General features: G+C 67.4%; 8 protein-coding genes. 3 read left to right on the forward strand and 5 right to left on the reverse strand.

All coding sequences use genetic code 11. The features are described 5' to 3' along the window. Positions 1-3: 3 nt before the first annotated feature. Both typA and LTL01_RS12290 read right to left on the reverse strand, forming a co-directional pair. A complete protein-coding gene (gene typA / locus LTL01_RS12285) occupies positions 4-1,917 on the reverse strand; it encodes a translational GTPase TypA (protein WP_236968769.1) in 1,914 nt (637 codons plus the stop codon). 100 nt (positions 1,918-2,017) lie between these two features. Then, positions 2,018-3,814: a dipeptide ABC transporter ATP-binding protein gene (locus LTL01_RS12290; protein WP_236968770.1), complete on the reverse strand. Its 1,797-nt coding sequence runs from the start codon at positions 3,812-3,814 to the stop codon at positions 2,018-2,020. 32 nt (positions 3,815-3,846) lie between these two features. Between LTL01_RS12290 and LTL01_RS12295 the strand changes: the two genes are divergently transcribed. Continuing rightward, positions 3,847-4,455: a PH domain-containing protein gene (locus LTL01_RS12295; RefSeq protein WP_236968771.1), complete on the forward strand. Its 609-nt coding sequence runs from the start codon at positions 3,847-3,849 to the stop codon at positions 4,453-4,455. 11 nt (positions 4,456-4,466) lie between these two features. Here LTL01_RS12295 and LTL01_RS12300 read toward each other — a convergent pair whose 3' ends face one another. The 3 genes from LTL01_RS12300 to LTL01_RS12310 all read right to left on the reverse strand — a co-directional run bounded on the left by LTL01_RS12300 (position 4,467) and on the right by LTL01_RS12310 (position 9,198). Next, positions 4,467-5,666, reverse strand: a complete 1,200-nt coding sequence (locus LTL01_RS12300) for an ABC transporter permease (RefSeq protein WP_236968772.1) — start codon at positions 5,664-5,666, stop codon at positions 4,467-4,469. Further along, positions 5,667-7,184, reverse strand: coding sequence for an ABC transporter permease (locus LTL01_RS12305; RefSeq protein ID WP_053547183.1), 1,518 nt, complete (start codon positions 7,182-7,184; stop codon positions 5,667-5,669). 187 nt (positions 7,185-7,371) lie between these two features. After that, positions 7,372-9,198 carry an ABC transporter family substrate-binding protein gene (locus tag LTL01_RS12310; RefSeq protein WP_236968773.1) on the reverse strand — a complete coding sequence of 609 codons (1,827 nt, stop codon included), beginning with the start codon at positions 9,196-9,198 and terminating at the stop codon, positions 7,372-7,374. Between the two features lie 171 nt (positions 9,199-9,369). Between LTL01_RS12310 and LTL01_RS12315 the strand changes: the two genes are divergently transcribed. Beyond that, positions 9,370-10,173 (forward strand): CPBP family intramembrane glutamic endopeptidase, encoded by an 804-nt coding sequence (locus tag LTL01_RS12315; RefSeq protein WP_236968774.1) that lies wholly within the window; start codon positions 9,370-9,372, stop codon positions 10,171-10,173. Between the two features lie 218 nt (positions 10,174-10,391). Then, positions 10,392-11,345 carry a hypothetical protein gene (locus tag LTL01_RS12320; RefSeq protein ID WP_053548917.1) on the forward strand — a complete coding sequence of 318 codons (954 nt, stop codon included), beginning with the start codon at positions 10,392-10,394 and terminating at the stop codon, positions 11,343-11,345. The last annotated feature ends 13 nt before the right edge of the window (positions 11,346-11,358 follow it).

Raw genomic sequence — 11,358 nt, forward strand, 5'->3', positions numbered from 1 at the left:
GACTCAGACCGCGGCGTCCTGGCGCTTCAACCGCGAAGCCGCGCGCCCGCGCTCGGTGGCGTCGAGGACCACCTTGCGGATGCGCACCTTCTCGGGGGTGACTTCGACGCATTCGTCGTCCCGGGCGAACTCCAGGCTCTCCTCGAGGGTCAGGATGCGCGGGGGCGTCATCGACTCGAAGGAGTCCGAGGTCGACGAGCGCATGTTCGTCAGCTTCTTCTCCTTGGTGATGTTGACATCCATGTCGTCGGCGCGCGAGTTCTCACCGATGACCATGCCCTCGTAGACCTCTTCGGTCGGCTGGACGAAGAAGCTCATGCGCTCCTGCAGGGCGATCATCGCGAACGGCGTGACCACACCCATGCGGTCGGCGACGATCGATCCGTTCTGACGAGTCGTGATGGACCCGGCCCAGTCGTCGTAGCCGTGCGAGATCGCGTTGGCGATGCCGGTGCCGCGCGTGATGGTGAGGAACTCACTGCGGAATCCGATGAGGCCGCGCGAGGGCACGATGAACTCCATACGCACCCAGCCGGTGCCGTGGTTGGTCATGTTGTCCATGCGGCCCTTGCGGGCGGCCATCAACTGGGTGATCGCACCGAGGTACTCTTCGGGGGCATCCACCGTCAGGTGCTCGAACGGCTCCTTGAGCTTGCCGTCCTCACCGCGCCGGGTCACGACCTGCGGCTTGCCGACCGTCAGTTCGAAGCCCTCGCGCCGCATGTTCTCGACCAGGATCGCCAGAGCCAGCTCACCGCGGCCCTGAACCTCCCACGCATCGGGACGCCCGATGTCGACCACCTTGAGCGAGACGTTGCCGATCAGCTCGCGGTCGAGGCGGTCCTTCACCATCCGCGCGGTCAGCTTGTGCCCCTTGACCTTCCCCATGAGGGGCGAGGTGTTGGTGCCGATCGTCATGGAGATGGCGGGGTCGTCGACCGTGATCGCCGGGAGCGGGCGCACATCCTCCGGGTCGGCGATGGTCTCGCCGATGGTGATGTCGGGGAATCCCGCGATGGCGACGATGTCGCCGGGGCCGGCGTCGTCCGCCGGGTAGCGCTCCAGCGCCCGGGTCTTCAACAGCTCGGTGATGCGGGCGTTGCTCGTGGTGCCGTCCGCGCGCACCCAGGCCACGGTCTGGCCCTTCTTGAGAGTTCCATTGAAGACGCGCAGGAGCGCGAGCCGTCCGAGGAACGGGCTGGAGTCGAGGTTGGTCACCCACGCCTGCAGCGGCGCCTCGTCGTCGTAGGCCGGCGCGGGAACGTGCTCGAGGATCGCGCCGAAGAGCGGCTCGAGGTCGTCGTTGTCCGGAAGGGCGCCGTTCTCGGGCCGCGTGAGGGATGCCGCGCCGGCACGACCGGAGGCGTACACGACGGGCACGTCGAGCAGGGCGTCGACATCGAGGTCGGGGACGTCGTCGACGAGATCGGACGCGAGACCCAAGAGGAGATCGTGCGCCTCCTCCTCGACCTCGGCGATCCGGGCGTCCGGACGGTCGGTCTTGTTCACCAGCAGGATCACGGGAAGTTTGGCCTCGAGCGCCTTGCGGAGGACGAAGCGGGTCTGCGGGAGCGGGCCTTCGCTCGCGTCCACGAGCAGCACGACACCGTCGACCATCGACAGACCGCGCTCGACCTCGCCACCGAAGTCGGCGTGGCCCGGGGTGTCGATGACGTTGATCGTCACGGGCACGTCCGAGTGCGCGCCGTTGTACGTGATCGCGGTGTTCTTCGCGAGGATCGTGATCCCCTTCTCACGCTCGAGGTCGTTCGAGTCCATCGCGCGCTCTTCGACGTGCGCGTGCTCGCCGAAGGACCCCGTCTGACGCAGCATCGCGTCGACGAGAGTCGTCTTCCCGTGATCGACGTGCGCGACGATCGCGACGTTTCGGAGATCGGGACGGAGGGCGCGCGCCATGAGGGAATCCTTGATGAGTGAGGGGTGCACCCGGAACCGGGTGCACCCCATTCTACGCGCAGGCTGCGTGTAGCACGTTTCCGCCCGTCGGCGACGCGGATCAGCTGGCTTCGCGGTCCACCATCGCCGCGCGCGCTTCACGCCGCAGGCGCTGCTCCTCCGGGTCCGGAACCGGGACGGCCGAGATCAGGCGCTGCGTGTACGGATCCTTCGCCCCGCGCAGGATCTGATCGCGCGTACCGGTCTCGACGATCTTCCCGTGGTGCATCACACTGATGCGGTGGGCGAGGATGTCGACGACGGCGAGGTCGTGGCTGACGAACAGACACGCGAACTGCAGCTGCTGCTGCAGTTCCTGCAGGAGATCGAGGAAGCGGGCCTGGACCGACACGTCCAACGCGGACGTCGGCTCGTCGGCGACGAGAAGCTCCGGCGCGAGCGCGAGAGCGCGGGCGATGCCGACGCGCTGGCGCTGGCCTCCGGAGAGCTCATGCGGGAAGCGGTTGCGGTAGGAGGCGGGGAGCTCCACCTGGCTGAGGAGCTCCTCGACGCGACGATCAAGATCCTTCCCCTTCGCGACCCCCGCGAGGAGGATCGGCTCGCCGATGGACTGGCCGATCGGCATCCGGGGATTGAGGGAGGAGGCCGGGTCCTGGAACACGATGCCGGTACGACGGCGGATCGCGAACAGATCCTTCTGCGTGGCATCCGAGATGTCGGTGCCGACCGTCGTGAGACGCCCCTCCGCAATCGGGATCAGACCGATGGCCGCGCGTCCGATGGTGGTCTTGCCCGAACCGGACTCGCCGACGAGACCCATGATCTCGCCGGGATATATCTGCAGATCGATGTGCTCCGCAGCGCGGAAGGCCGGGATACGCCCCCGCTTCGGGTACTCGATCGCGACGTCCTCGAACGACAGCACCGGTGTGCGGGCCTCGGCGGGCCCGCCCGCGTCGCTCGCGCGCTCACGGATCGCCGAGATGGTCGGCACGGCGGATGTGTCGGAGACGACCTCCTCGGGCGCGTCGGCGTCGACGGGCTCGAGGACGCCGAGACCGAGGTGCGGGACCGACGCCAGCAGCTGCTGGGTGTAGGGGTGCTTCGGCGCGTGGAAGATCTCCTCCACACTTCCGGCCTCGACAACGACGCCGTTCTTCATCACCATGATGCGGTCTGCGAGGTCGGCCACGACCCCCATGTCGTGCGTGATCAAGATGATCGCCGAATCGAGCCGCTTGTGCAGGTTCCGCAGCAGATCGAGGATCTCGGCCTGCACCGTGACATCGAGGGCGGTGGTCGGTTCGTCGGCGATGAGCAGCAGCGGGTCGCACGAGATCGACTGGGCGATCATCGCACGCTGCCGCTGCCCGCCCGAGAGCTGATGGGGGTACTTGTGGAACGACTGCTCCGGGTTGGGCATCTCCACGAGACGCAGCAGCTCGATCGCTCGCTCCTTCGCGGCCGACGGAGCGAGCGCGCGGTCGTGCGAGCGCAGCGCCTCGGTGATCTGGAATCCGATCGTGTAGACCGGGTTCAGCGCCGTCATCGGCTCCTGGAAGATCACCGCGATGTCACCGCCGCGGAGCGCGCGGATCGTCGCGGGATCCGCGCCGCGGAGCTCACGGTCGAGGAGCTTCACCGAACCGGTGACGCGGGCATTCTCGGGCAGGAGGCCGAGCAGGGACATCGAGCTCGTGCTCTTCCCCGAGCCGGACTCGCCGACGATCGCGAGCACCTCGCCGCGGCGAACGGTGTAGTTCATGTCGACGGCGGCGGGGTAGAACTCCCCCTCGACCCAGAAATCGACGTTCAGACCCTTGACCTCGAGGATCGTCTCGGGAAGAGCCTCGTGCGAGGGGCGGCCGCCGGCGGCGGCATCCGTGGTGTCAGTCATGCGTGTGCATCCGATCTGGAAAGCTGGAGGTCATGTCGTTCCAAGAGGTCCACTATCGTCCGGCCTTCGGCCGTGTCCTCTCCGTCGTGACCATGGTGTTGTGTGCCGCGGCGATCGGCGCCCTCATCTGGGACGATCCGCTCAGCGCGTTGCGATACGCGTGGCCGCTGGTGTTCGTGGCGATCCTGGCGTGGGCGCTCTTCTGGCGTCCGGAGCTGCATGTCGAACCGCACGGGGTGACGGTCGTGAACGTGCTGCGCACGCACTTCCTGCCCTGGCCCGCGGTGCAGTCGATCGATACGCGGTTCGCGCTGACCCTGCAGACGCGGACGCAGCGTGTCCCCGTCTGGGCGACGCCCGCACCCGGCCGCCACCGCGCGCTCGGCCTTGCGAGCAAGGACTTCGACGGCGTCGGCGCCTCGGCGCGCGGACCGCTGGGGGAACTCCGTCCGAGCGACGCGGTGTCCACGCCGAGTGGGAACCTCGCCCAGACGATCCGCGGCCAGTGGGAAGAGCTTCGCGACGCCGGTCTTCTCGCCGCCGGGGAGGAACCCGGCGGCGAGAAGACGACGTGGCATGTCGGCACGATCATCGCCCTGGTACTCACCGCGGCGGCCGCAGTGCTGGGACTCGCGCTCTGAAGGACTCATCCTCAGCGCTCCGGGTCGAGCCGTCCGTGACCGGCGTCACCGGGCTCTTCGGGCCGCGGGTCGTGGTAGTTCTCCACGTCTCCCGTGTAGACCGCTTCGCCGGCGACCGTGACGGATGCCGAACCGGTGGCGCCGGCATCCTGGATCGGACCCGCAGGCGTCGACGAGCGACCCGCCCGGGCCATCGCCCGCTCGCTCGGCATCTTCTTCTGGCGGGGGTCGAACGCGTCGCGCAGACCGTCGCCGATGAAGTTGACGCAGAGGGCGATCGTGATGATGAAGATGCCGGGCCACCAGAACAGCCAGGGACGCGTGGAGAACGCGGCCTGGTTGTCGGAGACGATCTTCCCCAGTGACGTGTCGGGCGACACGACACCGAAGCCGAGGAAGCTCAGAGCCGACTCGAGGAGGATCGCGCCCGCCATGAGCAGCGTCGCGTTCACGACGATCACGCCGACCGCGTTCGGCAGGATGTGGCGGAAGATGATCCGCCGGTCCCGAGCACCCGAGACGCGCGCGGCATCCACGAACTCCCGCTCGCGAAGGGTCAGGAACTCACCCCGCACGAGACGCGCGAGTGTCGTCCACGCGAACAGACCGATCACGACGCCGAGGACGGCGGCGCCGAGATTGCCGAGCGCGTTTCCGAGCACGGCACCGATCACGATGAGCGGGATGGTGATGATGATGTCGGTGAAGCGCATCAGGACCGCGTCGGCGGCCTTGCGGTAGTAGCCGGCGACGGCGCCGATGACGACGCCGATCGCCGTCGCGACGACACCGGCGATGACCATGACCATGAGCGACTGCTGCGCCCCGCGCATCACGACCGCGAACGTGTCACGGCCGACCTCGTCCTGTCCGAACGGGTGGTTGCCGAACGCGAGACCCGCTCCCCCGAGGAACTCGGGGATGAGCGAGAGGGTCGGCACGCCGCGGTTCTCGATCGGCGGGATCTGACGCCAGTCGTACTGCCACCACCCCGGGATGCGGATCCCCCACAGGTCGATGCCGACCGAGGTGAAGGACAGGATCACGATGAAGGCGAGCACGATCATCGAGACCACCGCGCCGCGGTGTCGGAAGAAGCGGCGCCGAACGATCTGGCCTTGGCTCAGACCCTCCGTCTCGCGTTGCTCGATGGAGATCTCGGCGGTCGCCGAGGCCTCGCGGTTGTCGGTTTCTTCGGGAGCGTTGTTCACTCAGCTCACCTTGATTCTCGGGTCGAGGGCGGCGTAGATGAGGTCCGCGATGAGGTTGAAGAGGACGGCGAGAGTGCCGGTGACGACGAAGAACGCCATGATCGGGTTCGGATCCGACACACGGAGCGCGTCCACGAAGAGCCGGCCCATGCCGGTCCAGCCGAAGACCGTCTCGGTGACCACCGCCCCGCCGACGACCGCGCCCACGTCGAACGCGATGATCGTCGTGATCGGGATCAAGGCGTTGCGGAACGCGTGACGGACGACGACCGTGCGTTCGGTCAGACCCTTCGCCCGTGCAGTGCGGATGTAGTCCTGGTTCATGACCTCCAGCAGGCTCGCCCGCGAGTAGCGCGTGTACGACGCGAAGGAGATCAGGATGATCGCGATGGTCGGGAGGAGCAGGTGGGTGTAGAGGTCGATGCCCTGCACCCAGAAGTTCCCGCCGAGTCCCGGCGTCGACGCGCCGACCGTGGCGATCGGCCGACCCCGGATGCGGCTGGAGTTGGCGTAGACCTCCCAGTACGACATGTACTTGTCCAGCGCGATGAGACCGGCGGTCAGGATGCCGGTGAGGATGGCGGTGCGGATGACCGGCCCCCGATCCGGGCTGCCGAAGAACCAGCCGATGACGCCGGTGACGACGATCGTGAGCACGATCAGCAGGACGAACAGCCCGAGGGTCATCCCGTTGAGGATGCCGTTCATCATCGGGAAGTACAGCGCAATGCCGAGGACCGCCACCGTGAGCGCCGCGTAGAGCGACTTCCGGTTGCGAAGGCCTGTGGACACCGCGGTCACACCGATCGCGATCCCGATGGCGAGCGCCGCGTACACGACGATCCCGATGCTGGGATCGGCGAACCACTGCGTGACCGACAGATAGGTCAGCACGCCCGCGGTGGCGAGCGTCGCCGCCGCGAGGACGATGAGTCGCCTCTTCCATCTCCCGCCGATCAGCGACATCCACAGGACGCCCGCGATGAGGGATATCGCGATGATCGCCGGAACCGCGATCGTCGGATTCGCCAGCCAGCTGTTGAGCTGGATGGCGCCGTACTGCTTCAGCAGCACCGCGACCCAGAAGATCGGGAGGGAGAAGAAGAGGAAGGAGATGAGGGTGACGGTGTAGTCGAATCCGCTGTACTGGCGCAGTGCGGAGACGATACCCACCGAGATGCCCAGCACGATCGCCACGACCGTCGCCGTCGTCACCAGCGTCAGCGTCGACGTCAAGGCGTTGGCGAGGAGGGCGTTGACCGGCTGGTTCTGGATGCTGATACCGAAGTCTCCGCGGAAGAGTCCGCCGAGCCAGAGGAAGTACCGCAGCGGTGCGGGGACATCCAGGTTCAGAAGCCGCGTACGGGCTTCCATGAGCTCCGCCTTGTTGGGAGCGTTGGACTGGGCCAGCTCTTCCAGGGGGTCACCTGAGAGCGAGACCAGGATGTACATCAAGAAGGTCGCGGCGAAGAGCACGAACACAGACGCGATCAGTCGCCGGATGATGAATGAAGCCATGGTGTGGCTGCCTGCCAATCGATGAATCGGCCGGGCGCGCGGGAGCAGTTCGGTTCCGGCTCCTTCGCGCGGCCGCCGCGGAGTGAAGTCTAACGTGCGAGGGGTGCAGGTCCCCGAAAGGGACCTGCACCCCTTTGACCGTGGCGCGTGTCGGGATCAGACCCGACTCAGGCTGCGGTCGAGACGATCACTCAGCGGCGGCGTCCGTGACTTCCCAGTCCCACGCGTTCCAGAAGATGGTCGGCGCGAGAATCGACGGGTCGATGTTGGTCACTCGGTCGCTGAACGCGGTGACCTCGGGGAACTGGTAGATGGTGACGCCGTAGAAGTCCTCCCACAGCAGACGGTCCATCTCCACCTGAAGCTCGATCTGAGCATCCGCGTCGAACGTGGTGTTCAGCTCGGAGATGATCGAGTCGACCTCCGGGTTCGAGTAGAAGTTCAGGTTGTTGATTCCACCGGTGACGAACGTCGGCAGCGAGTTGGTCACACCGAGGCTCGTGGACTGCCAGCCGAACAGCGAGGCGTCGTAGGCGCCGGGGGTGCCGAGCAGGCCGCCCCAGTCCTCGGAGCCACAGTCGGTGACATTGAAGCCGGCCTCGTTCGCCGACTGCTGGATGAGGGCGAACTCGTTGACGCGACGCGGGTTGTTCGAGGCGTACAGGACGCAGACCTCGGTGTTGGTGACACCCGACTCCGCGAGGAGTGCGGCGGCACCCTCGATGTCGACGGCTGCATAGTCGGCCGAGGTGTTGTTCGCGGCGGCCTCGTCGTATCCGGCGGCACCGGGGACGAAGAGCTGCGAGTCACGGAGGATCGCGTCGTCACCGATGATCGGCTTGATGAGGGTGTCGACGATCTCCTGACGCGGGATGGTCTTCATGAACGCCTCGCGGACGAGGGGGTTCGAGAAGATGTTCTCCGGGTTGCGACCGTTGTCGAACTGCAGGTCGATGTGCTCGTAGGTTCCGCCGAGACCGGTGGTCACGGTGATGCCGTCGATGCCCTCGAGCGCCGTGGTGATGTCGGCGGTGGCCTGCGGCTGGATGATGTCGACCTCACCGTTCTCCAGGGCCTGGACCGCGGCGAGCGGGTCCGGGATGAAGCGGATGGTGATCTCCTCGATGTTCGCGGTGTTGTCACCGGCGTACTCGGGGTTGGCCGTCAGGGTGATGAACTGGTCAGCCTGGAAGTCGCTGATCATATATGGGCCGCTGGCGGTGACGAGCTCGAGGTCGTCGGGCATCGAGGTGAAGTTGAAGCCCGAGTTCCAGAACGAGGCCATCGGCGCGAGGGCCTCGGCGTCGTTGCCCTCGATCGCGTCGAGGACGGCCTGCTTGGCCTCGGCGTTGTCCTCGATGCCGAGGGCCTTCTTCGCCACGATGTGCGCGGGAAGCGGCGCGGTGAACACCAGGTCCCAGTCCACGAAGGGCTCGTTGAACGTCATGGTGATCGAGCGGCCGTCTTCGCCGACCTCGGGCGTCTCGGAGACGAGGCCCATGCCGGACTCGGGGGTCGCACCGGAGTCGAAGTAGACGACGTCGGTCGGGAACGCGTCGGTGAACTCGCCGGTCTCGGGGTCCGTGAAGTCGCCCGGGTTGAAGTCCGGGGTGTCCAGCGCGCGCGAGAGCGCAGCCCAGTTGAGCATGAGGTCGGCGGCGTCGATCGGCTCACCGTCGGACCACACCGCGTTCTCGTTGACCGTGTAGGTCACCGTGAGCGGGTCCTCGTTGACGAGCTCGTACGTGCCGAACGAGGTGTTCTCCACCAGCTCCGGGACGTTGTTGTAGTAGTTGAAGCCGTCGAGCACCAAGTAGTTGATGTTGTTGTTCGCGGTGGCGTTACCGAACGACGTGTTGCCGTTCATCGAGTAGAACGCCTGGTTCCACGCGGCCGTGATCGAGGAGCCCTCGACGAGACCGGAGTCGTCGCCGCCGTCCTCTGCCGGGGTGCACCCCGAAATCACGAGTGCGCCGACTGCGGCGAGTCCCACCGCGGTCGAGATGCGCTTCATTCTCACTGTTCCTCCTGTGCAGGTAGTGCGTGCACGCCCAGCAGAGCAGGACGGCGCGCGGATACCGAAACCCTAAGCGGGGGGTCTGGGATGGTCAAAACAGTGGTGGAAAACGTTACAGAGCCTTAACTCAACGCCGTCGGGATGTGACAATCTGACAAGGTGACCGCGATGGAACCCCCGATCGATGTGCGGAATCCCACGGATCCGCCGCGGGTCCGTCTGTGGTGGGAGATCGGTATCGTCCTGGCGCTCACAGTGGGACAGTCGGCGATCTACAGCGTGCTGTCGTTCGTCCGGACCGTACAGCGCGCCCTCGCGGAGAACGCCGCGATCGGTGATCAGAGCACGCAGCTGAATCCCTCGCGCGACGCCGCCGCTTTGTGGGATCTCACGTATCAGCTGCTCGGCATCTTCTTCTCGCTCTGCCTCGTGGCGCTCGTGGTGTACCTCTTGTGGGAACCCGGCTCGAATGCGCTGCGACGGATCGGCCTGGACTTCCGTCGCTTCGGCGGAGACCTGGGTCGCGGCATCCTGCTAGTGATCGTGATCGGTGTGCCGGGTCTGGCGCTGTATCTCGTCGGACGCGCCCTCGGGATCACGGTGGAGGTCGTGCCCTCGCCGCTCGACGCCGCGTGGTTCACCGTGCCGGTGCTGGTGCTCGCGGCGGTGCGCGCGGGCCTCCTCGAGGAGGTGATCCTCCTCGGGTACCTCTTCGACCGTCTCCGTCGCCTCGGCTGGTCGTGGTGGAGCATCATCATCGCCACCGCCCTCCTGCGCGCGGCCTACCACGCCTACCAGGGCGTCGGTGCGATCATCGGGAACTTCGTCATGGGCCTGGTGTTCGGCTGGTGCTACCGCCGGTGGGGCCGGGTCATGCCGCTGGTGATCGCGCACACGCTGATCGACGTCGTCGCTTTCGTCGGCTACCCCCTCGCCGTCGGCCTCTGGCCCGCCCTCTTCGGCCCTTCCTGACCGCCCCCTTTTCCCTCCCCCTGACCGCGAGACTGCATCCTCCCGTCGAGACTGCACGCGCCGCACGCCGTTTCGGCGGGAGGATGCAGTCTCGGTGACAGAGAGAGGGCGCGGCGAGCGTCCTCCACAGACGACGAGGGCGGGCTTCGCGCGCGAGGATGTCCACAGAATGCCGGGGATGCGGCATCCGCCCGACACGGCGGAGCCACACTCGGGCGATGGACCCCGTACTGACGCTTCCGTCACCTCCGCTCGCGCTCCACAGGGCCGCCGACCTCCACCGCCCGGCGGCGGCGGCGGCACGAGGGCAGTTGCACCGCGTCCGAGATGGCATCTACGCGGATGCCGAGGAGTGGGCGGAGCTGACACCGTGGCGCCGCTACCTCGCCCGCGTCCAGGCTGTCGCGATGACGCGCCCCGACGCGGTGTTCTGCCTGGAATCAGCGAGCGCTCTCCTCGGCCTCCCGGTCTTCGGCGACCCTCTCACCGTCCACACGCTCGGCGGCGCGACGGCCACGGGTCGGGAGTGCGGCGGGGTCCGGGTCCACGCGGGGTGCGGCGACAGGCGGCTCGTCTCCGCCGGCGGACGCACCGTGACATCGCTCGCTGACACCGCGGTCGACCTCGCGCGGCACCGGCATCCGGCCGTGGGCGTGGCGACAGCGGATGCCGCGCTGCGGCTGGACCCCACGCTGAGCACCGACATCCTGACCGCGATCAACGAGCAGCGCGAGAGCAGCCGCGGGCGTCGACGCGCGCGCGACCCTCTCCGCGAGGCCGACGCCGCGGCGGAGTCGCCGCTCGAATCGGTGAGCCGGTGCGTGATCCGCTGGCTCGGCTTCGCGCCCCCGATCCTCCAGAAGGTGTTCCGGACCGACGGTGTCCTCGACCGCGGCGACTTCTGGTGGCCCGAGTCGTCGGTGCTCGGAGAGGCGGACGGCGATCTGAAGTACGACGGGTCGCTCGGGGATCCGCTGCGCGCGCTCCGGCAGCGTCGCGATCGCGACATCCGCCTGTCCCGCCATGTCCGCACCGTCGCCCACTGGTCGTGGACGGAGGCGACGACGTTCGCCCCGCTGCGCGCCATCCTCCTCGGACACGGCATCCCGCTGGTGGCGGGGGAAGACACCGCCTCCCTCCTCACCCTGCGCCGCGCGCTCGCCCCGCGCTGACGCCCCCCTCCCC

This window comes from Microbacterium aurantiacum (assembly GCF_021654035.1).
Lineage (GTDB): Bacteria > Actinomycetota > Actinomycetes > Actinomycetales > Microbacteriaceae > Microbacterium > Microbacterium aurantiacum.

Excerpts from the sequence above, each read along its gene's own strand:
- typA (WP_236968769.1), bottom strand. The coding sequence starts at position 1,917 with ATGGCGCGCGCCCTCCGTCCCGATCTCCGAAACGTCGCGATCGTCGCG.
- LTL01_RS12315 (WP_236968774.1), top strand. The coding sequence starts at position 9,370 with ATGGAACCCCCGATCGATGTGCGGAATCCCACGGATCCGCCGCGGGTC.
- LTL01_RS12295 (WP_236968771.1), top strand. The coding sequence starts at position 3,847 with ATGTCGTTCCAAGAGGTCCACTATCGTCCGGCCTTCGGCCGTGTCCTC.
- LTL01_RS12320 (WP_053548917.1), top strand. The coding sequence starts at position 10,392 with ATGGACCCCGTACTGACGCTTCCGTCACCTCCGCTCGCGCTCCACAGG.
- LTL01_RS12310 (WP_236968773.1), bottom strand. The coding sequence starts at position 9,198 with ATGAAGCGCATCTCGACCGCGGTGGGACTCGCCGCAGTCGGCGCACTC.
- LTL01_RS12290 (WP_236968770.1), bottom strand. The coding sequence starts at position 3,814 with ATGACTGACACCACGGATGCCGCCGCCGGCGGCCGCCCCTCGCACGAG.
- LTL01_RS12305 (WP_053547183.1), bottom strand. The coding sequence starts at position 7,184 with ATGGCTTCATTCATCATCCGGCGACTGATCGCGTCTGTGTTCGTGCTC.